Genomic DNA, 20,686 nt, shown 5'->3' on the forward strand with positions numbered 1-20,686 from the left:
GTACTGCCTTCCGTGGTTGTGCATCGTCGAAGTGACGTGAGTTCTACTGTCGGATTGAGCAAGCCGTCATCGTGCGGTTGCCACATCGAGCATTCGCTCGATGTCAGAGATCTTGCGGCGGCAGCGATCTGGTGGAGCCGACTGCACCTCGAATGTCTCGATCTTCTGCCAGTCGCCGAAACTGACCATCCGGTTGCGCAGAATTGGCTCAACATCAGAGAAACCGCGGCGACCCGCCACGACCCGCCCGTCCACCACATCGTTGATGATGGCGTCGGCGACTCTCCGGGCCTCTTTGCGATTTTCGGGAATCGTGCCTTTCGGTCCCCGATTGAGCCAACCCACCCGGTACACGCGGGCCCCCGACCATGATGCCGACGGACATGTCACGCCGGCGTCGTCACCCTCGGTGAACCCGATTGCGGTGACCACGGTGTCGGCCGCGATCTCGACAACCCTTGTCCCACAGTGGGTTCTCGCATGGACAATACTTTGTCCGTTGCGCGCATCGATCCGGTCGAGCGCGACACCGAAATGCAAGTTGAGCTTCGTCGGTGCGAACCGGTCGGAGCGGCAAGCATTCGATTGTACGGTGTTGGCGAACTCGTCCAACACCTCCACGATCGGGCCGCTGTCACTTGTTTCGAGGCCACAAACCGTAGTCTCGACATTGGGCAAAGTCAGCAGCTCCCGCAACATCGACACATCGCATTTCGCCTGTGCCGCAGACGATCGCGCAAGAAGATCGACGCGCAATGGGGTTGCCGGCAGAACCTCCTGACGGAACGTGTCGTTGATGTCCGATCCGATCAGGCCGTCGCCCTCCTTGCACGCCAACCGGGCTACATCGATGGCCACATTGCCCATACCGACGATGACGATTTGGCGCCCCAGGGCTGCGTCCGTCCCAGCGGCGTCGCGCCGGAGAAGCACATGGGGATGACTGTTGAGTGCTTGCAGCAGATCACCCGCGCCGACGACCCGAGCCCCCGGTGCCTGCGGAACGTCGAGTCGGCGGTCGTTGGGCAACCCCGTGGCCAGGACCACGACATCGAACGCTTCGGCGAGCGTCTCGAACGGCAGGTCGCGACCGATCGTCACGTTGCCGGCGAATCGCACATTGGGAGTCGCGAAGAGGCGATCGAACTGCTTGGTCACCCCTTTGGCGCCCTGGTGATCCGAAGCAACGCCGTATCGAACCAGCCCATACGGAGTGGGAAGCGACTCGAAGATCGTCACCGCCGCGCGCGGGCACTGTTTCGCCAGGAATTGGGCCACATAACAGCCAGATGGCCCGCTGCCGACGATCGCGACCGACAAACCGTGCTCGAACGGGTCAATGTTGCCGCGCTCACTCGCACCGGGCGAGGAGTCAAGGCCGCCGTCGGTTACACACATCTTCGTCACCCTCCGCGATATGGATGGACGCCACATACGAAACTAGATTGGAAACGCGACTTGAGTCGCGTATTGACCAGGTTAGTGTGGATCACGTCACTTTGTCCATACGTAAGTGACGTTTAACGTGACATTTACAAGCGCGATACGTGGCCACGCGCTCTGGACACGCCCGCTCTTCCGCCAGTAGATCAAGACTTCAGTCGCGTCCCTGATAGCGTTACACCTGGAGGACTGCAGCGGTGCGGATGCGAAGGAGCATGAATGGCGAGGACCGCAAATCCGCCGCTGACGGGGGCCTGGCATCACGACCTCGCCGGCGGACTGCGGAAGCGGCCGTTGCAGGAGCGGTCGAAGTCCATGATCCAACGCATCCTCGACACTGCGGCAGAACTGGTCGAGGAAGTCGGCTACGAGGCCGTCGTCGGTTCCCCGACTCTCTTGCTCGATCGCTGCGGCGTCAGCCGCGGTTCGTTCTATGCGTTTTTCGAATCACCTGAGCGCGTCCTTGACGAGCTGTGCTACCAAGGCATCCGGCTGTCCACTGCGAACCTCGATGCCGCGCTGTGGAACCGCCCCGGCGAACACTGGGTGGAAATCGTCGACGTGCTGCTCGACGTCTACACCGCCGAGCACCGGACGCCGTTGATACGTGAGTTGTGGGTGCGCCAGAATCTCACCCAACGGGTGAGGGATCTCGATCACCTTGCGATCGATGATCTCGCGGCGCTGACCCATGCCCAATTTCGTAAGCATGCACCGCTATTCGACAACTTGACCGAACTACACTGCCGCGTCGCCATCCATACCGTCGAACGATTGTTCCAGTACGCATTCATCGACGACCCAGACGGGGATCCCGCGATCATCGCCGAGGCGCGCCGAATGCTCATCGACTACTACGCCGGCCACGCGCAGGCCTGATCACGGAGCTCCTCACCGTGCGGCTTCATCCGGGTGCCGGTCTTTGAGTGTCGACAACAGCTTCTGCACACTCCACATGCTGCGCTGCACATGGGCGCTCATCGCACGCTCGGCATCGTCGGATTTCCGATTTCTGACGGCGGCCAAGACCTCTCCGTGCTCAGCGATGGTCGCCTCGTGAAAGGTTCCACCCTCCGGCAGTAGCGCCAACGCAGGGTGGCAGCACTGCCGGGTCTCCTCGATGCCCCGAATCAAGAACGGATTTGCCGTGATATGGGCGAGAGTGAGGTGGAAGACCGCATCACTTCGCATGAAGGTCGCGTCGTCGGTGGCGTCGAGCAATTGTTGATGTGCGGATTCCAGCTGGTCGAGTTCGGCCGCGGTGTGTCGTTCACTCGCCAGCCGGGACACCGATGGTTCAACCAGGCACCGATACTCCATAGCGAGGCGGATCTCGTCTCGGTTCCGGATAGCCTCCACAATCACGTCGTGGAAGCGTGACTCGTCTTCGCCGGCACCGCGAACGAAGGCTCCACCGTTGCGGCCACGCCGGCGCTCGATCAATCCTTCGGCCTGAAGCTGACGGAACGCCAGTTGCACCGGCGTCCTTCCCACCCCGAGCATCTCGGCGAACTCGCGCTCCGAAGGCAACGCCGAACCCGGCGGCAGCAGACCGAGGCGGATCTCACGACGGACGAGGTCCGCCACATATCTATTGACGTCCACATGTGACGGAGGAAGGGAAACCGTGCCGGACGATATCCCGCTGATCGACAGACTCATCCGCTCGCCCTGTCCATGCGCGCGCGCTGGCTCATCGCACAATGCTACCCAGTCGACATTGCCGCTCATCGCGGTGTGCTCCTCAGTCCGACTCCGCCGGGTTCAGCATTTTCATGTGCGTCTCCGATCGAGGCCGCAGGTAGAACCGGTAGTACAACAGGGACATCCCCACAATGACGAGCGCCGCGATCTGATCCTTCCGAGTTTGCTCAGCGAGGACCACCAGACAGAGCGCGATGGCCGCCGTCGGCGCCGCCGGCCACAGCGGCATGCGATACGGACGAGACAATCGGGGGACACGGATCCTGCTCACGATCGCCGACACGGCGACCAGAATCATCTCCAGGGCGATAATCGTGCCGATTACCGTTGCCATCGTCTCGACGTCCGTCGTGAGGATCAGCAGTACCCCGGCGACTCCGATGACAAGGGTTGCCACCCAGGGCGTCTCGAAACGCGGGTGAACTCTTGCCAGTGCTCGGCTGATCGGCCCAGGCCACATCCAATCGCGCCCGGAGCTGTAGACAACCCGAGCGAAGTACGGAGTCAGCGCCATGACGCCGTTCACCACCGCCAGCGCGATCCCGAGACTGACAATCGTATTGAAACCTTCCCCTCCGGTGTCCGTGAGGAGTTGCTGCCAAGGCGTGGCCGAGGTGGTGAACTCGGCCAACGAGCGGGCTCCCAACAGTCCGCCGAGCACTGGGATGACACCGAAGGACACAGCCACGCCCAAAGAGATGAAGACCGAGCGCGCGATATTGCGTCCGCCGCCGGACGTCTCTTCCGAGAACAGTAAGGCACCTTGAAAGCCGTTGTATGTGAAGGCCGCAACGGCAACGGCGGCGAGAAGTACACCTGCTGCGAGGTTTTGGGCGCCTTCAGGACCAAACGTCGTAGGCCTGAGCACCTCGCTCAACGAGTGTTGGGTCTGCGCGAATCCGAGCAGCGTGACAAAGACGACGACCAGTAATTCGATGGTCAACAGCAGGCCGACCAGCCGGGCACTGAAGCGGACCCCGAGGATCGCGATCAGTGTTCCCAGCGCGATGACTACCGCGCCCACCCATCGCGCGTCCAGAGGGACCACGACATTCAGATAGGTCGCAACGGTCAAGGCAACGACGGCGGGAATCAGGAACGCACACACCGGCCCGGTGAAGACCAGCGACACAAAGCCCGCCGCCTTGCCCAAAGTGCGAGAAATTACCGAGTAGTCGCCGCCCGCGATGGGGTAGGCGCTGCCCAATTCGCCATAGCACGCCGCCATCGACAAGCCGAGTAGCCCAGCGATGAGCAAGGCCCATACCGCCCCGGTCCCGGCCATGTTCAGCAGGATCGGGGCTATGGCGAAGACACCGACGGCCGGAGTGATCGCGGCCACGCACAGTGCCACATTGCCCCACAAGCCAAGGCTCCGGCTGAGTTCCTGGGTGTACCGCAGATTCTCCTCTCCGTCCTGGCGGTCGGCTTCTCTCGAGAACTGCTCATGCATATCGTTGCCGTTCCCACTCACTCACCGTGTTCTGCCAGGCATGCAATTCCCATTCACGAGTCTGCAGATAGTGGGCACAGAAGTCGGAGCCCAGCACCATATCCAACGCCCCGTCGCGCCGGCGGAACTCGGCAATCGCGCCTTCAAGGCTCGTGGGCAGAGCTTCGTCATGGCCGTCGATGACTGCCCGGTCTGGGACACTTTCGGCGGCGAGACCAAGATGCACTGACGCCGCGATCGCCGCGAGTGTCAGATACGGGTTGCAGTCAGCTCCGGGACGCCGTAGTTCGAACCTGCTCGACGCCGGTCCCCTCAACAGCGCGCGGAGGGCGAATGCCCTGTCGTCAGGACCGCAGGCGGCGCTGACCGGAGCGAAATACCCCGGAACCAGGCGCTTGTACGAATTGATGGTCGGGTTATAGATCAGGCTCAGGGCTGGCAAGTGGGTAAGCATCCCCCAAGCTGCACGTCGATAGAAATCGTCCTCACGATTGCCTCCCGCCGCTCGCAACGTGTTCTGCCCAGCTTCGTCCCACAGGGAGAAGTGCACGTGCGCACTCGAACCTTCCTCAAGGGCAACGGGTTTCGCCATGAAGTTCGCCGACAGACCGTGACGCCGACCGGCCTCGACCGCGGCCAAGCGCAGCAACGCAGCGGTGTCTGCGGCCGCCAACCCCTCCTGGGGGTCGACGTTGACTTCGATCAGACCCGGAGCGCCCTCGCTGTGCACGACCGAGAGGCCGAGCCGCAGTTCATCGGCATAGCGCCGGAGGGTCCCGATGAAGTCGGAGATATTCGACAGCGTCAACGGGCTGTAGCTGAGACCGGACGTTGCCGGTTCCCAGGTTCCCTGGCGGAACAGCCGGAATTCGAATTCGAATGCCGCCTTCATCTTCAGGCCGTGTTCGGCGAGCGCGTCGAGTGCCCTGCGCAATACCTGCCTTGGACTGACCCCGCACGGTCCGCCACCGCTCTCCAGTAGATCGCCCAACAGCAGGTAGGCAGCCGGGAACCACGGCAATGGGCGCAGCGTGCCGAGGTCGGGCCGCAACAACAGGTCTTTCGCCCCGCCCTTGAGCCCCATCTCTGACAGCGTGGTGATCGGCTCGTCGACCGGATCGACCGCCAGCAGTAGATCCGTCGTCGGAAGTCCTTCTGCGAGCGCCTGTTCGGACTTGATCACTTCTGGATCCAACAACTTCCCCCGGAGATTGCCGTGGATGTCGGGAAAGAGCAGGACCATTGAGTGGGCATCGACGGGAATGGCCGCCTGCAGACCGGCCGCTGTTCCCGGTGGGTACATCGAGTGCCGGCCTGAGCAAGCGTCGAGCGATTGCGTGGACAAAATTGGTTCCTCTACATCGATGGGATTAGGGCCGATCGAGCAATCGGCGGGGATTTTCCACCATCATCTGCGTGATGATCTCGTCGGCGACGCCGTACTGGTCGCGTAGTAGCGGCAAGATTCGGCGATGCAGATGGTCATAGCCAAAACCGCCGTAGCTCTTCAGATTTGCTTTTGTCCAGACATCACAGGCGAGTACCAGCTGCTCTGCGTGGCCCTCACCCAACAGCGGCATCAGGTGATCGATCCGCTCGAGGTCGGTGGGATCCTTGAACAACCCGCTGAAATAGAAGTCGGAACCGAATGTGTCGAACGCCATCGCCACACCAGACTGTGCGACCTCAGCGTGATAGCCCTTGTCCAGGTGCTCGTCGAGGTGTCCCATGATCACTCGATCAGGAGAAATACCCTGGGCCAGAAGGACATCGAGGACAACCAGCGCTTCGGCTCCGCGGGGTTCGAGATGGATGCTCACCGACGCCTGCGTCTCGACGGCAGCGGTGCCGGCGGCGGCGAGAACCTTTTTCTCCCGCTGCGTAACAGGCGAACTGGTGCCGATTTCTCCGATCAGTGCGGCCTTGATGCCGCTGTTCTCGACACCATCGCGCAACTCCGAGATCAACAGCTCCGCAAGCTGATCAATGCTCCATTGCTCGACAAAGTCGGGGTGAGAGTCGTGGACGTAGAACCCACATCCGCTCATCACGTGAACTCCACTGCGCTCCGATATCGCCGCGAGATCGCCGATCCGGCGGCCCAGGCCTATGTTGGTCAGGTCGACCAGCCCTGCGTTCGGAATGGTTGCCAGGTAATTGAGTTCGTGGACAGCCAGATCGACGTCGTCGATGACAAGGTTGTCTTCCAGACTGACCAGATTCCAGCGGACGAATCCCAAGTTCTCAATGCTGACCGTCGGCGGCTCGGGCAGGGGCTCACGTGCGGGCTCAAACCACACGCGACCGTCGATCAGCAGATGCTCGTGCATGCTGGTCGTGCCGAGCTCGGTCGGCGCAATCGGTCCAAGGACTGTGTATATCGGCATCGCCATCCTAAAAAGGAGTTCGGTGAACGCCTTTTTATCAGACCGGCAGCGGGCACGCAATACCGCCACCCTCGAATGTCGGGAGTTTTGAAGACCGTCAAGCGGCACTTACTCCCGTCCGTAACTTCTCTGAAACACGCTGCTCAACAAGCTAAATAACGCCACCATCCTCAAGCTTCGGCAGCTCCCCACCAGGCACGGCTCGTTCCCATCTTGACGAAGGAGCCGCACACCGGTAAACAATGGATCGTGACGCAATCCAATAACCAGCCGGGCCGACCGTCGCCGACACACGTCGGTACCGCGCGTGTAAAGCGCGGGATGGCTGAGATGCTCAAGGGCGGCGTGATCATGGACGTCGTCACCCCAGAGCAGGCCAAGATCGCCGAGGGTGCGGGCGCGGTGGCCGTGATGGCCCTGGAACGGGTGCCTGCAGACATCCGCGCCCAGGGCGGGGTGTCGCGCATGTCGGATCCCGACATGATCGAAGGCATCATCGAAGCGGTCACCATCCCGGTGATGGCCAAGGCGCGCATCGGGCATTTCGTCGAGGCGCAGATCCTGCAGAGCCTCGGGGTCGATTACATCGACGAGTCCGAGGTGCTGACCCCGGCCGATTACACCAACCACATCGACAAGTGGCGTTTCACGGTGCCGTTTGTGTGCGGGGCGACCAATCTGGGTGAGGCGCTGCGGCGGATCACCGAGGGCGCGGCGATGATCCGGTCCAAGGGTGAGGCCGGCACCGGGGATGTCTCCAATGCCACCACCCACATGCGCAAGATCGGCGGCGAGATCCGCCGGCTGACCTCGATGTCCGAAGACGAGCTGTATGTGGCGGCCAAGGAACTGCAGGCCCCGTATGAGTTGGTGGCCGAGGTGGCCCGGGCCGGCAAGCTGCCGGTCACGCTGTTCACCGCCGGTGGCATCGCCACCCCGGCCGATGCGGCGATGATGATGCAGCTCGGTGCCGAGGGTGTGTTCGTGGGCTCGGGCATCTTCAAGTCGGGCAACCCCGCCCAGCGCGCCGCGGCCATCGTGAAGGCCACTACGTTCTACGACGATCCCGATGTGTTGGCCAAGGTGTCGCGCGGTCTGGGCGAGGCCATGGTCGGTATCAACGTCGAGGAGATCGCCCAGCCGCACCGGCTCGCCGAACGCGGCTGGTGACGGCCCGAAACTTTCTCAATCACTCTGTCAAACATTGAAACACGTTCTCTGGAAGGGAAACTGATTATGACAGCACTGCAATCTCGTCATGCTCTCGAGGCCACGGCCCTCGATCACCTCTGGCTGCACAGCAACGACCTGGAATGGAATGAGCTGGTCGACGGTGGTCTTCGCGTCTTCGTCGAAGGCCGCGGATCAACCCTCATCGACGTCAACGGCAAGCAGTACATCGACGGCTTGGCCGGATTGTTCGTCGTCGCCATCGGTCACGGACGCTCCGAAATCGGCGACGCCATGGCTGCCCAGGCCGGAAAATTGGCCTATACCGCCGCCTCCAACGCGGCCAATCCGGCTGCGATTGCGCTGGCGGAGAAGATCAGCTCACTCACCCCGGGTGATTTGGATCGGGTATTCCTTTGTTCAGGCGGCTCCGAAGCCGTCGAGAGCGCGATGAAGATCGCCAAGCAGGTCCAGGTCATGCGCGGTTTCGCCAAGCGCTACAAGATCATTGCGCGGCGCGGCTCCTACCACGGGACCACCTTCGGTGCGGCCAGCCTCACCGGCAGTGCCAGCGAAAAGTACTTCGGCCCGTTCATGCCAGGCGTCAGCAAGGTACCCAACCCCAACCACTACCGCAACGACTTCGGTCTGGAAGGTGAGGCCGGCGACATCATGTGCGCCCGCTTCGTCGAGCAGGAGATCCTCACCCAGGGACCCGAGAACGTCGCAGCGGTGATCGGTGAACCCATCTCGGCAGCCAACGGCACGCACATCCCCACCCCCACGTATTGGAAGATGCTCCGCGAGATCTGCGACCGCTATGGCGTACTGCTGATCATGGATGAGGTCATCACGGGGTGGGGCCGCACCGGCAAAATATTCGCCGCTGAGCATTTCGGCATCGTGCCCGACATCATGACGATGGCGAAGGGTCTGTCCAGTGGCTACGCACCGGCGGCGGCCGTGGCCGTCCGCTCGTCGATCTTCGACGACTTCCGTCCCGACGGAAATGCGTTGGCCCATCTCATCACCTTCGGCGGCCACGCGGTCGCCGCGGCCGCCGCACTCAAGAACATCGAGATCATGGAGCGGGAGAACCTCATCGAACGCTCGGCCGAAATGGGCTCGTACCTCTTCGAATTGGCCCAGGGACTTCGAAGCCATCCGACCGTCGGTGACGTCCGCGGCGGGAAGGGCCTGCTCTGTGCCATCGACTTCGTCAAGGACAAGACGACCCGCGAAGCCTGGGGCACCTCACATCCGTTCATCCGGAAGATGGCCCTCCGCACGCAGGAGGAGGGTCTCGTCACACGAGTGTGGGACGTCCTGCACCTGGCTCCCCCGTTCGTACTCACCCGTGGCGAGGCCGAGCAGGCGATCGAGATCATCGATCGTTGCCTGACCGAAGTAGAAAGCGAGTTCGCCGATGAGATCGGCTGACGTTCGTATGTCGGTGCGGCGCAAAGCGGTCCGATGAACGCGGCGGTCATCGGCGTGTGCGCGGCGTTCGAAACCGCAAGTTGGGGATTCTGGAGCCAAGAAGCTGCGATCGTCCCAGCAACCTACCTCGGCAAAATCCATGCGGCCGGCGGAGTACCGCTGGGGTTGATCCCTGATGCCCACGTCGTCGAACAACCCAGTCTCGTGCTTGACCGCATCGACGGCCTGTTGTTGATCGGAGGAGTAGATGTCGTGCCCGCGTCCTATGGCGCGGCGTCCGACACCCGCACCGAGGCCACTGAGCCCCGGCGCGACGCCTTCGAGCTGGCCCTCGCCCAGGCTGCGTTGCAGCGCGATATTCCCGTGCTCGGTATCTGCCGGGGCATGCAGATTCTCAATGTGGCCACGGGAGGCACACTGCACCAACACCTTCCGGACGCCGGCTTCGGCGAGCATCGACGGAGCCCGGGGCGACTCGACCACGCGACGTTCCACGATGTCGAGGTCGATTCGGGCACGCATGCGGCCAGTCTCGCCGGTGGCGGCCTGCAAACCGTGAATTCCCATCATCACCAGGGTGTGGACGTTCTCGGTGAAGGTGCCGTCGTGACGGCGAGGTCGATCCCAGATCTGCTGCCGGAGGCGATCGAGTGGCCGGGGCACCGCTACGCCCTGGGCGTGCAGTGGCATCCAGAAGTAGCGGAGCTCCAACACGCGCTCACTGATTTTGTGAGCGCTACCCAGCAGAGTCGAAAGTGACTGAAATCATGAGCATTTTGGAAGTAATAGAGCCCGCCACCGAGGAGATCCTGGCTTCGGTGGAGCGCACCACCCCTGAGCAGCTCAACGAGATCATCGACCGGGCGACTGCCGCGCAACAGGTTTGGGCAGGCAAATCACCGCAGTATCGCGGCCAGGTGCTGTTGGCGCTGGCAGCCGAAATAGAGAACAATCTCGAAGCGCTCGCCGTCCTTGAGGCACGCAACGTCGGGATGCCCATCGGTGACGCGCGCGGCGCCGTGGCCGGGGTGGCGGCGACCTTCCGTTACTATTCAGCGGCACCGGAACGGCTTCTCGGACACACTATCCCGGTCACCGGTGGCGTCGACATGACGTTCAGGGAGCCCATCGGCGTCGTCGGGTTGATCACGCCATGGAACTTCCCGTTGAGCATCGCCGCCTGGAAGGTAGCGCCGGCCCTGGCGGCCGGCAACGCCGTTGTCCTCAAGCCAGCTGAACTGACGCCCTTGACCTCACTAGAACTCGGCCGGCTGGCTGTCAAGGTGGGTCTTCCAGAAGACCTGCTCAACGTCGTCGTCGGATCGGGAAGGACAATCGGCACTCAGCTGATCGAGCACCCCGGTATCGGCAAGGTCGCGTTCACCGGGTCTACCGACGTCGGCAAGGACATCGGCCGGCGCGCCGCCGAGAGCATCAAGCGGGTGACGTTGGAACTCGGGGGTAAATCTCCGTCGCTGGTGTTCGCCGACGCCGATCTGGATGCTGCAGCCGAAGGCCTCGTGGGCGCAGTCTTCGGAAACGCCGGTCAAGATTGCTGCGCCCGGTCCCGCGTTTTCGTGCAGCGCCCGGTCCTCGGGAAGTTCCTGGACAAGCTGCAATCCGTCGTGGACAACATGGTGGTCGGGAACCCGCTCGACGAAAACACGCACATGGGCCCGCTCATCTCCGCCTCGCACGCCCAAAGCGTCCAAGGCTACGTCGATGACGCCCCGGTGCTGTTTCAGGGATCGGTGCCCGGCGGGCCTGGATTCTGGTTCCCGCCAACAGTGTTACACCCGGTCGACGACGACCACCGCTCGGTTCGGGAAGAGATCTTCGGACCCGTGGTATCGGTACTGGCCTTCGATGACGAGGACGAAGCGGTCACCCGCGCCAACGACACCATCTACGGACTCTCCGGCTCGATCTGGACGACAGACGGCGCTCGGTCGTTGCGAATCGCGCGCCGGCTTGCCGTGGGTACGTTGTCCGTCAACTCGTACACCTCGGTCCGCATCACCACGCCGTTCGGCGGCTTCAAACAGTCCGGCCTGGGGCGCGAACTCGGACCAGACGCTCTTGACGCCTACACGGAGATCAAGAACGTCTTCGTCAACACCTCGTCGTCCTGAGTCCACGGCACCATCATGCCGGCCATTCCGAACGGGCATTCTGAACGTGCAGCGCCATTGGTGGTCGACCAGTTCGATTGGGAGATAATCCAATTCGTAGTGGCTTGGGCGCACTACGGCGGCCCGAGCGACGAGCATACGGTTCCGCTGTTCGGCATGGACGCTCCGCGCTTGCTGGAGCGATTCCACGAGGTGGTACTTCGACTCGGGCGAGGCGGCCACGCGACGCTTACATTCAAGCAATACAAGCTCTTTCAACGCGCCGCAGCGGTTCAGGCACGCCTCGTCCGAGAGCACCAGCCTTCCGGCCCAGCGAAATCCGACAAGCGCTCAGCCGCCGAGCTTTCGGCAACGGCCGGTAGATGGTTCCAACACCAGGGTGTATGGCATTGGCAGGAATCAGAAGCGCCCCAGTCTGCTCACTGATTCCCGCCAATGCCTCACTGATATCCGTCAACAGAATTTGGAGAACCCATGAGTCAAGTAGTGCGTGGTGTGATTTCGCGGAGCAAGAAGCAGCCGGTGGAATTGGTCGACATCGTGATTCCCGATCCGGGGCCCGGTGAGGTGGTGGTCGACATCATCGCCTGCGGCGTGTGCCACACGGACCTGACGTATCGCGAGGGCGGCATCAACGATGAGTATCCCTTCCTGCTGGGGCATGAGGCCGCGGGCACCGTCGAGGCGGTCGGCGAGGGTGTCACCCATGTCGAGCCCGGTGACTTCGTGATCCTGAACTGGCGCGCAGTGTGCGGCGAGTGCCGGGCCTGCAAGCGTGGCCGTCCGCATCTGTGCTTCGACACCCACAACGCCGCCCAGAAGATGACGCTGACCGACGGCACCGAACTGACCCCCGCCCTGGGTATCGGCGCGTTCGCCGACAAGACCTTGGTCCACGAAGGTCAGTGCACCAAGGTCGATTCCGAGGCTGACCCGGCGGTGGCCGGGCTGCTGGGCTGCGGTGTGATGGCCGGCATCGGTGCGGCGATCAACACCGGAGCGGTGACCCGCGACGACACCGTCGCGGTGATCGGCTGCGGCGGGGTCGGTGACGCGGCGATCGCCGGTGCCGCCCTGGCCGGCGCCCGCACTATCATCGCCGTTGATCTGGATGACCGAAAGCTGGATCTGGCACGCGAATTCGGAGCTACCCACACGGTCAACCCGACCGAGCAGGACGTAGTCGCCACGATCCAGGACCTCACCGGTGGGTTCGGCGCCGATGTCGTCATCGATGCGGTCGGTCGCCCAGCCACTTACGAGCAGGCGTTCTATGCACGGGATCTGGCCGGCACCGTGGTGCTGGTCGGTGTCCCTACGCCGGACATGACCCTGCAGATGCCGCTGGTCGACTTCTTCTCCCGCGGTGGATCGTTGAAGTCCTCCTGGTACGGCGATTGCCTGCCCGAGCGCGACTTCCCCACCCTGATCTCGCTCTACCTGCAGGGCCGGCTGCCGTTGGAGAAGTTCGTCTCCGAACGCATCGGCCTGGACGCCATCGAAGACGCCTTCCACAAGATGCACGCCGGTGAGGTGCTGCGCTCGGTGGTGGTGCTGAAATGAGCAGCAACATCCAGCGGGTGGTGACCTCCGGGAAATTCGAACTCGACGGCGGCTCCTGGGACGTCGACAACAACATCTGGATCGTCGGTGACGACAACGACGTGGTGGTGTTCGACGCCGCCCACACCGCCGCCCCCATCGTCGAGGCCGTCGGCGACCGCAACGTCGTCGCGGTCGTCTGCACCCACGGCCACAACGACCACATCACCGTCGCCCCCGAACTCGGCACAGCACTGGACGCACCGGTACTGCTACACCCAGCCGACGAAATGCTGTGGCGAACCACCCACCCAAATGCCCGGTATTGGCCAGTTGCCCACGGCGACAAAGTCGTTGCCGGCGGCATTGACCTGCACGCCCTGCACACCCCGGGACACTCCCCCGGCTCGGTCTGCTGGTCGATCCCCGAACTCAACGCGGTGATCTCCGGCGACACCCTCTTCCAAGGCGGCCCAGGCGCCACCGGCCGCTCCTTCTCCGACTTCCCCACCATCCTGGAATCCATCTCCAAACGCCTGGGAATGCTGCCCCGTGAGACCGTCGTCTACACCGGCCACGGCGACACCACCACCATCGGCGACGAAATCGTCCACTACGACGAATGGGTCGCCCGCGGACACTGACGATGCGCCGCGCGGAAATAGTTGCCGAACGGGTTGAGAGCCTGAAGCGCTCCCCGAAGTAGGAATGCGGATTTCTCCGATTCGACTTCAGGGGAGCGCTTCGGCATCATTCTCGCACCGACCAGTGGACGATCAGCCCTGCGCCTCGGCACGGCCGAGCACCTTGAAAATCTGGGGCCGGGCCGAACGGAAATAGATGGCCAGGGCGCAACCCATCACCAGGGAGGCGGCAAGCACTACCAGCAATCCGAGGTTTTGCCCGGGTGCGCCGCCGACGACCAGGTCGAAATGCAGAACCGCAATGACCACGGTAGTTCCCAGCGCCAGTATGGCGAGGCCAGGCGCCAGGAAACAGGTGAACCAGTTGGCGCCGGCTGGGATGCCCTTTCGAGCGAACCATGCGATGACTGCGATGCTCACCAGCACCATGAGGACCAAGACCCCAACCGTGCCGAGGCCGAAAAGCTGAGCGTCAAGACCTTCACCCGATGGGTTGGCAAGTCCGACAACGGAAGTCAGCAAGATAGTGATAACCGCTACCGTCACGGCAGCGCGGGCGGGAGAGCCGTGCCGAGGGTGAACGCGGCCCAGTTGGGTTGGAAACGCCTTGTCCGCGGCGAGGTTGAAGATATAGCGTGCGGTCACATTATGGACTGAAATCGCGGCAGCCATCTCTGATGTCACGATGAACAGGAACGTGAGCTGAGTGAAGACCGGCGCCGCGAGATGTCCTATGGCGCTGGGGAACATCATCTTCGGGTCGTCAGCAGCCACCTCGACGGCGCCCGAGCCGTAGGCCGTGGTCAGCAGATAGCAGGACACGGTGTACAGCGAGCCCACGAAGATCACGGCACCATACGTCGCCCGAGGAATCGTCCTGTCTGGATCGCGGACTTCGTCGCGGAACAACGCCGTCGCCTCGAACCCGAGAAATATCATGATCGCGAACAGCAATGCGATGGCCATGTCTCCGTTGCCCAAGGTAGCTGGGTTCACCGGAGTCAGCGAGAATCCTTCAGGTCCGCCGCCATGCACGAGCACTGCGATGTTGAACACCATGACGATCGCTACTTCCAGCACCATGGCCACGCTGAGGATCTTCGCCGACACCTCGATATGGAAGTAGCACAGCACGCTCACGATGCCCCAGGTAATGAGGCCCCATAGCCACCACGGCGTCGTCGGGCCGCCCACACTCTCAATGAGCTCGGTGACGGTGAGTCCGATGAAGACGAAACACCCGCACAAGATCAACAGATAAGAAACCACGGCCAAGAACGCCGCCCCCAGCCCCACTACCCTACCGATACCAGCGCTGATGAAGGCATAGAACGATCCCGGTTTCGGCAAACCTTTCGCCATCGTCACGTAACCCACGGCGAAGAGCAACAGCGATACGGATGCCACTGCGAACACCAGCGTGGCGCCCTCACCGCCGAACATGATGGCAAAGGGGATGAAGCCGGCGACGGCCGCGATGGGGGCCGAAAAGGCCAGCACCGTGAGCATCAAGGAGCTGATGCCCATCTGTCCAGACAGGCCGGTGTGAGATGCGGGATCGCCGGTCGGGGGTCTCTTGGGCGGATCTGCCGCCAGCATGCTATCGGTCATTGTGGTGTCTCCTTTGAAAACGTAGGTGAGGTTGGCTGAGTACGCGATCGGACGTATGTCGCGGGCGCTCGGGCTCGATGAAGGACGCGCACTCCGGGTCCGGTCAGGCGCCGGACGGCACCACTTCGCCCTGCCTTTAGCTCTGAATTTTCTGGTAAATCCCTGTGAGTCAATAAGTTCCGCGTGGCCGCAGCTGTGCGGCAACCCGACAGCAGGGCGCGGCTGACACCCAGCGCGCATAGCGCTGTCACCGCGGTTGTTGCGGCAGAGGCCGTGTGATCGTCGAACATTCATTCACCTTCAGAGCAGGTACACGACGAGAAGCTGACGACAATCTAGATTCCAGACGCGACGTTAGTCGCGTTTTAACGAAAATAATGGCGGCATCCTCGCCTGTCCATGTGTGCGGCCGCCTGTTTACACAGGAGTTACGGAGTCCCGCGCAGTGAATCGGCGCTCCGACGCGTTTCGCCCAAGAGGACTGCCGTCGTGTTGCTGTTACGGTTCGTCTATCCGTGCATGTACGCGTCGAGGTGGAAGGAGCAGAGGTGACCCACTCGGCAGCTGCGAAGGGCGGAGGTCCGTGGAACCACCAACTCGCCGGCGGCCTACGGAAACGGCCGCTGCAGGAAAGATCACGGACGATGGTCGAGCACATTCTGCGTACCGCGGCGGAGGTAGTCGTAGAAGTGGGCTACGAAGCCGTGGTCGGTTCGCCTACTCTGCTGTTGGAGCGATCCGGGATCAGCCGCGGGTCCTTTTATGCCTTCTTCGAGACACCGGAGCGAGTCCTCGACGAGCTGTCGTATCAGAAGATCCAACAGTCGATCTCAGGAATTGATTCGGCGCTTCGCGGCCGCTCGGGTGAGGAGTGGACCGAGATCGTCGACGCCCTGGTCGACTATTACACGACCGAGCACCGGATGCCGCTGATCAGAGAGCTGTGGGTACGCCAGAATCTCACTTCACGCGTCAGGGAACTCGACAACATCGCGATCGGTGAGATCGCCGCCATGACGTTGGCGCAATTCCGCAAGCACGCGCCGCTCTTCGCCGACCTCTCCGAGTTGCAATGCCGCGTCGCGATTCATACCTTGGAACGACTCTGCCAACTGGCATTCAATGAAGACCCCGACGGGGACCCGGCGATCATCGAGGAAGCGCGCGTCATACTCGTGGAGTACTTCGCGGCCTACGCCAAGAAATGACCGTGCGTCCCGAGCCACGGTGATGCCGCGCAGAGTCGACCAGATGAGGTTGCCGATCTCGGTGGCGTGTGGGGTGCCGAGGCCGGCGCCCAGGTGAGCGCCGAGTTCAGTGAACCGCTCTTAGATCGCTGCGAGTTCGGGGTTGATGGCCGCGGCACGTGTGCGGCGCGTGCAGCTGAGGATTTCCAGCGCCGCCATCGATGGCGGACTCGAGATTGCGGCCCACACTTCGCCGATGATGACTTCGGTGCGCTGTCGGAGCGTCAGGTGCGCCGTGCGGTCAGGTAGCCGTTCGCTCACCTACTGGACGACGCAAGTAACTGCCGCCGAGGCGGCGGCTGTTTCGGCGTTTACCAGCCAGCTCAGCACATTGGTACCGACCAGTTGTTGGTAGATATCGGGCACCACTACGCACATGCATGGGAGAGCCTGTCGCGCAACGTCATCGAAGCCACCACACCGCCGTCGCACAGGATGCCGACGCCGGTCAGGTAGGAGGCCTTCTCTCCGGCGCAGAACGCCAGCACCTCCGCGTCTCCTCGGGCCTACCGAACCGCTGCAACGCGGAATGGCGAATCACCGCGCCTGAACCACTCTGTTCTTCCAACCGGCCCATCGGAGTGTCGAACGAACCCGGTGAAACGCGCCGAGCCGCCGCGGCCCACGAGGCCTTGTGTTACCTTATTGAAAATCATTTTCAAGAAGGGTTCGGGCCGGGATGTCACCACGCGGTTTCGCGGTAATCCTCACGACGGCAGTACTCAGCTGTGTGGTTGCGTGTTCGTCCGACGGCTCCGCCGGGCGGGACAGCTCGGCTCCGCAGCAGGACAAGCCGGTGATCGTGACGAACTTTTATCCGATTCAGTGGTTGGCCACCGAGCTCACCGGCGATGCCGCCGACGTAGTTTCGCTGACACCAGAGGGCACCGAACCGCACGATCTGGCGGTCGATGCGAACGGACAGAAGGCTCTCGGCAGTGCTGATGTCGTGTTGTACCTCGGGGCCGACTTTCAGCCCGACGTCCAGCGGGCGGTGACCGAACTCGGCCCGGATGTGACCAGAACGGACTTGCTGGCCGCTCCAGGTGTCGCCTTGCTGCCGGCCGGGGATATCGGCAAAGAGGCTCTGGCCGGCAACAAAGATCCCCACGTGTGGTTGTCGCCCGTCGAGATGTTGGCGATGGCCGCCGCTGCGGCGAGTGCCATCACGTCCGGTGCCCCGCAATTACGCGGTCAGATCGAGACAGCATTGCCGAAATTGCAGGCGACCCTGCGCAGCCTCGACAGCGACTACCGGCACGGGTTGACCGGATGCGCCTCACCGGTGCTGGTCACGAGCCATGCTGCGTTCGGATATCTGGCTCACGAGTACGGGCTGGAGCAGGTGGCGATCGCCGGCGTCACACCGGAGGACGAGCCGGACCCTCAGACCCTGCGTTCGATCGCCGATGTGGCCAAACAGCGCCACGTCACCACGGTGTTCTTCGAAGACGCGTTGCCCAAGAACCTCTCTCAGACCGTCGCCGACGAGATCGGCGCACAGGTCAGCCTTCTTTCGGCGCTGGAGTTCGACCCCCGCGGCTCACTGGGCCCCGACCAGGACTACCTCACCGTGATGCGAGGCAACTTGGACCGCTTGGAGAAGGGCTTGCAGTGCGCGGGCTCGTAAACCCCGGCGGCGCAACGGGTGACGCCGCCCCAAACGCCGATCATGTCGCCCAGCTCAAGAATGTGGTGCGCACGCTCGCTCGGCTGGACGCCGAGGAACCCGTGCTGGTGCAACAACTGGCATGCACCGAACCGGGATGTCCACCGGTGGAGACGGTTGTCGCCTTGCTCGGGCCGCCGCGGCGCAGCTGGAAGTTCGCCAAACCAACGAATGAGGTGTCGATCGAGGAGTTGCAGGCCGAACTCGTCGCCTCTCCGCAAGGAGGTATCCATGCCAACCACGATTGACGATCGCGTACCGGTCACGGTGATCACCGGTTTCCTTGGTGCGGGCAAGACCACGTTGCTCAACCGGATCCTCACCGAGCAGCACGGTAAACGCATCGCGGTGATCGAGAACGAGTTCGGCGAAGTCGGTATCGATGATGCCCTGGTGCTCGATGCCGAAGAGGAAATCTTCGAGATGAACAACGGCTGCATCTGTTGCACCGTGCGCGGCGACTTGATTCGGATCCTTGGGGCGTTGATGCGACGACGGGATCGCTTTGACCACATCCTGATCGAGACCACCGGGCTGGCCGATCCCGCCCCTGTTGCGCAGACGTTCTTCGTCGACGACGAGATCCGCAGTCAGCTGCGGTTGGACGCGATCGTGACGGTCGTCGACGCCGCGCACGTGCTCGACCATCTCGACGAGGAGAAACCGGACGGCGTCGAGAACGAGGCCGTCGAGCAGGTGGCGTTCGCCGACCGAATGATCCTCAACAAGGTTGATCTGGTGTCCCCCGAACACTTGGTGAATGTCGAGACCCGATTGCGCGGTATCAACCGCGGCGCCGAGATCGTGCGTGCCCAGGACGCCAAGGTGGACCTGAATCGCATCCTCGATGTAGGTGCCTTCGACCTGCAACGGGTGCTCACTGACGATCCGGCATTTCTGGACCAGACCGATCATCAACATGACACCACGGTGACCTCGGTGGGCATCCAGGTCGACGGCGACGTCGATGTCGAGAAGCTCAACCTGTGGCTGGGAGCGTTGTTGTCCGCCAACGGAGTTGACATCTTCCGCAGCAAGGGGATCCTGGCCATCGACGGACAGCAACGACAGTACGTCTTCCAGGGTGTGCACATGCTTTTCGACGGTGACGAAGGTCGGCCGTGGCGCGCCGGGGAACCCCGCATCAACCGGCTGGTGTTCATCGGCCGCAATCTCGACCGCGCACAGTTGGAGTCCAGCTTCCGTGAGTGCTTGGTGGCTGGGCGATGAGCACGTCGGTCCTACCGACACAGTCGTGGCGGGCCAATGTCGATGACGCCGTCGTCGCCCTGTCGGCCGCTCCTGATGGCAGGGTTGCGGTCGCCGGGGCCGAGGGGTCGGTGGTGCTGCTGTCGGCAGACGGCGCGGTCGACCGGCGTCGGGATGTCTCGCTTGGCTGCCTGGCGGTGGCCTGGTCGCCCACTGGCAAGCGAATCGCGGTCGGATCGGTCCACGGGGTCGACATCCTCGACACTGATGGCAACATCGTGGGCAGTCGGCACGGCGGCTGGTGTTCGTCGGTGGCGTGGAGTGCCGACGGCTCACGCGTTGCCGCCGGTATCGGGCGGACCGGGGTGATCCTCGATGCCGATGGCAATGAGGTGTTCAGCGCGGAGCGGGATAGCACCGTGACCGCGGTGGCGTGGATCAATCGGCGTATCGCGACCGCCGCCTACGGCGGTGTGTATGTGTATCACGCTTCGGCGGGCGCGGCGCCAGATATCTTGCCGTTCACCGGTTCTCTTCTGGCCTTGGCGATCAGCCCGGACCGGCGGTGGGCCGCCAGCGGTAACCAGGACGCGACGCTGCATGTGTGGCGGGTCGGGCGTAGCCGCGGCGAGCTCGAAATGTCGGGTTACCCCACGAAGATCAGTACCCTTGCGTTTTCGCCCGACTCCACGTTGCTCGCGTCGGGCGGTGGACACGACGTCACCGTCTGGGACTTCACCGGCCCCGGCCCGCGGGGACGAACGCCACGAGTCTTGCGGGCACACGACGACACCGTGACGACCGTGGTTTGGGCACCAGACGGCGAACTGCTCGCCAGCGCCGCGGGCGACGGTCGGGTAGCGGTGTGGGAGGCCCGTCGCGGTGTGCCCGGTCATCCGATGGCGGCGATGGATTCGCTCAGTGAACAGGCGCCGGCCACCGCAATCGGCTGGGATGGGGCTGGCCGGTTGCTCGCCGGCTGGGCCGATGCCACCGTCGTCGCCCATGTGCCCGCTTCAACCAGATGATGATGCC

At 63.0% G+C, this 20,686-nt stretch carries 18 protein-coding genes and 1 pseudogene; 12 read left to right on the forward strand and 7 right to left on the reverse strand.

Annotated elements, in window-relative coordinates; translation table 11 throughout:
• Positions 1-66: 66 nt before the first annotated feature.
• On the reverse strand, positions 67-1,320 hold the full coding sequence (locus tag K6L26_RS29400) for an FAD-dependent oxidoreductase (RefSeq protein ID WP_076212533.1): 1,254 nt from the start codon (positions 1,318-1,320) through the stop codon (positions 67-69).
• Between the two features lie 342 nt (positions 1,321-1,662).
• Here K6L26_RS29400 and K6L26_RS29405 point away from each other — a divergent pair, with 342 nt between their 5' ends.
• A complete protein-coding gene (locus K6L26_RS29405) occupies positions 1,663-2,322 on the forward strand; it encodes a TetR/AcrR family transcriptional regulator (RefSeq protein ID WP_019346457.1) in 660 nt (219 codons plus the stop codon).
• A 12-nt stretch (positions 2,323-2,334) separates the two neighbouring features.
• On the opposite strand, the gene K6L26_RS29410 is transcribed toward K6L26_RS29405, so the two are convergent.
• The 4 genes from K6L26_RS29410 to K6L26_RS29425 all read right to left on the reverse strand — a co-directional run bounded on the left by K6L26_RS29410 (position 2,335) and on the right by K6L26_RS29425 (position 7,056).
• Entirely contained in the window at positions 2,335-3,030 is a 696-nt protein-coding gene (locus tag K6L26_RS29410) for a FadR/GntR family transcriptional regulator (RefSeq protein WP_076212526.1), read from the reverse strand.
• A 157-nt stretch (positions 3,031-3,187) separates the two neighbouring features.
• Entirely contained in the window at positions 3,188-4,600 is a 1,413-nt protein-coding gene (locus K6L26_RS29415; protein WP_085141685.1) for an APC family permease, read from the reverse strand.
• The gene (locus K6L26_RS29420) at positions 4,593-5,945 is read right to left on the reverse strand and encodes a glutamine synthetase family protein (protein WP_234713721.1); all 1,353 of its coding nucleotides are present in this window, start codon (positions 5,943-5,945) and stop codon (positions 4,593-4,595) included. Before K6L26_RS29420 ends, K6L26_RS29415 begins: the two co-directional genes overlap by 8 nt.
• A gap of 25 nt (positions 5,946-5,970) precedes the next feature.
• Positions 5,971-7,056: a phosphotriesterase family protein gene (locus tag K6L26_RS29425; protein WP_131828862.1), complete on the reverse strand. Its 1,086-nt coding sequence runs from the start codon at positions 7,054-7,056 to the stop codon at positions 5,971-5,973.
• 180 nt (positions 7,057-7,236) lie between these two features.
• Between K6L26_RS29425 and pdxS the strand changes: the two genes are divergently transcribed.
• From pdxS to K6L26_RS29455, 6 genes are all read left to right on the forward strand, one after another.
• Complete coding sequence (gene pdxS, locus K6L26_RS29430) at positions 7,237-8,157, forward strand: pyridoxal 5'-phosphate synthase lyase subunit PdxS (RefSeq protein WP_221852301.1); 921 nt, start codon at positions 7,237-7,239, stop codon at positions 8,155-8,157.
• A 66-nt stretch (positions 8,158-8,223) separates the two neighbouring features.
• Positions 8,224-9,597 carry an aminotransferase family protein gene (locus K6L26_RS29435; RefSeq protein WP_076212528.1) on the forward strand — a complete coding sequence of 458 codons (1,374 nt, stop codon included), beginning with the start codon at positions 8,224-8,226 and terminating at the stop codon, positions 9,595-9,597.
• 33 nt (positions 9,598-9,630) lie between these two features.
• Positions 9,631-10,356, forward strand: a complete 726-nt coding sequence (locus tag K6L26_RS29440) for a gamma-glutamyl-gamma-aminobutyrate hydrolase family protein (RefSeq protein ID WP_076212530.1) — start codon at positions 9,631-9,633, stop codon at positions 10,354-10,356.
• An 8-nt stretch (positions 10,357-10,364) separates the two neighbouring features.
• Positions 10,365-11,729: an aldehyde dehydrogenase family protein gene (locus tag K6L26_RS29445; RefSeq protein WP_076212541.1), complete on the forward strand. Its 1,365-nt coding sequence runs from the start codon at positions 10,365-10,367 to the stop codon at positions 11,727-11,729.
• Positions 11,730-12,203: 474 nt separating this feature from the next.
• Complete coding sequence (locus tag K6L26_RS29450; RefSeq protein WP_221852303.1) at positions 12,204-13,292, forward strand: S-(hydroxymethyl)mycothiol dehydrogenase; 1,089 nt, start codon at positions 12,204-12,206, stop codon at positions 13,290-13,292.
• A complete protein-coding gene (locus K6L26_RS29455; RefSeq protein ID WP_085142840.1) occupies positions 13,289-13,915 on the forward strand; it encodes an MBL fold metallo-hydrolase in 627 nt (208 codons plus the stop codon). The genes K6L26_RS29450 and K6L26_RS29455 overlap by 4 nt, the downstream gene beginning before the upstream one ends.
• A 132-nt stretch (positions 13,916-14,047) precedes the next feature.
• On the opposite strand, the gene K6L26_RS29460 is transcribed toward K6L26_RS29455, so the two are convergent.
• Entirely contained in the window at positions 14,048-15,526 is a 1,479-nt protein-coding gene (locus K6L26_RS29460; RefSeq protein ID WP_076213700.1) for an APC family permease, read from the reverse strand.
• A gap of 548 nt (positions 15,527-16,074) precedes the next feature.
• On the opposite strand from K6L26_RS29460, the gene K6L26_RS29465 reads away from it, so the two are divergent.
• Positions 16,075-16,734 carry a TetR/AcrR family transcriptional regulator gene (locus K6L26_RS29465; RefSeq protein ID WP_080989583.1) on the forward strand — a complete coding sequence of 220 codons (660 nt, stop codon included), beginning with the start codon at positions 16,075-16,077 and terminating at the stop codon, positions 16,732-16,734.
• 407 nt (positions 16,735-17,141) lie between these two features.
• On the opposite strand, the pseudogene K6L26_RS31800 reads toward K6L26_RS29465, so the two are convergent.
• Positions 17,142-17,377 (reverse strand): annotated as a pseudogene (locus K6L26_RS31800) (SDR family oxidoreductase); the annotation flags it as partial.
• 75 nt (positions 17,378-17,452) lie between these two features.
• On the opposite strand from K6L26_RS31800, the gene K6L26_RS29470 reads away from it, so the two are divergent.
• From K6L26_RS29470 to K6L26_RS29485, 4 genes are read left to right on the forward strand one after another with little or no spacing between them, the layout of a single operon-like run.
• Positions 17,453-18,403 (forward strand): metal ABC transporter solute-binding protein, Zn/Mn family, encoded by a 951-nt coding sequence (locus K6L26_RS29470; RefSeq protein WP_076213694.1) that lies wholly within the window; start codon positions 17,453-17,455, stop codon positions 18,401-18,403.
• Entirely contained in the window at positions 18,388-18,690 is a 303-nt protein-coding gene (locus K6L26_RS29475; RefSeq protein ID WP_081395007.1) for a hypothetical protein, read from the forward strand. The genes K6L26_RS29470 and K6L26_RS29475 overlap by 16 nt, the downstream gene beginning before the upstream one ends.
• On the forward strand, positions 18,674-19,672 hold the full coding sequence (locus K6L26_RS29480) for a CobW family GTP-binding protein (protein WP_019346045.1): 999 nt from the start codon (positions 18,674-18,676) through the stop codon (positions 19,670-19,672). Before K6L26_RS29475 ends, K6L26_RS29480 begins: the two co-directional genes overlap by 17 nt.
• A complete protein-coding gene (locus K6L26_RS29485; protein WP_085142842.1) occupies positions 19,669-20,679 on the forward strand; it encodes a WD40 repeat domain-containing protein in 1,011 nt (336 codons plus the stop codon). The genes K6L26_RS29480 and K6L26_RS29485 overlap by 4 nt, the downstream gene beginning before the upstream one ends.
• Positions 20,680-20,686 lie beyond the last annotated feature (7 nt).

Source organism: Mycobacterium farcinogenes (genome assembly GCF_019739075.1).
Lineage (GTDB): Bacteria > Actinomycetota > Actinomycetes > Mycobacteriales > Mycobacteriaceae > Mycobacterium > Mycobacterium senegalense.

Coding starts and splice junctions, on each gene's coding strand:
- K6L26_RS29405 (WP_019346457.1), top strand. CDS start 1,663: ATGGCGAGGACCGCAAATCCGCCGCTGACGGGGGCCTGGCATCACGAC.
- K6L26_RS29415 (WP_085141685.1), bottom strand. CDS start 4,600: ATGCATGAGCAGTTCTCGAGAGAAGCCGACCGCCAGGACGGAGAGGAG.
- K6L26_RS29435 (WP_076212528.1), top strand. CDS start 8,224: ATGACAGCACTGCAATCTCGTCATGCTCTCGAGGCCACGGCCCTCGAT.
- K6L26_RS29440 (WP_076212530.1), top strand. CDS start 9,631: ATGAACGCGGCGGTCATCGGCGTGTGCGCGGCGTTCGAAACCGCAAGT.
- K6L26_RS29445 (WP_076212541.1), top strand. CDS start 10,365: ATGAGCATTTTGGAAGTAATAGAGCCCGCCACCGAGGAGATCCTGGCT.
- K6L26_RS29450 (WP_221852303.1), top strand. CDS start 12,204: ATGAGTCAAGTAGTGCGTGGTGTGATTTCGCGGAGCAAGAAGCAGCCG.
- K6L26_RS29455 (WP_085142840.1), top strand. CDS start 13,289: ATGAGCAGCAACATCCAGCGGGTGGTGACCTCCGGGAAATTCGAACTC.
- K6L26_RS29460 (WP_076213700.1), bottom strand. CDS start 15,526: ATGACCGATAGCATGCTGGCGGCAGATCCGCCCAAGAGACCCCCGACC.
- K6L26_RS29470 (WP_076213694.1), top strand. CDS start 17,453: ATGTCACCACGCGGTTTCGCGGTAATCCTCACGACGGCAGTACTCAGC.
- K6L26_RS29480 (WP_019346045.1), top strand. CDS start 18,674: ATGCCAACCACGATTGACGATCGCGTACCGGTCACGGTGATCACCGGT.
- K6L26_RS29485 (WP_085142842.1), top strand. CDS start 19,669: ATGAGCACGTCGGTCCTACCGACACAGTCGTGGCGGGCCAATGTCGAT.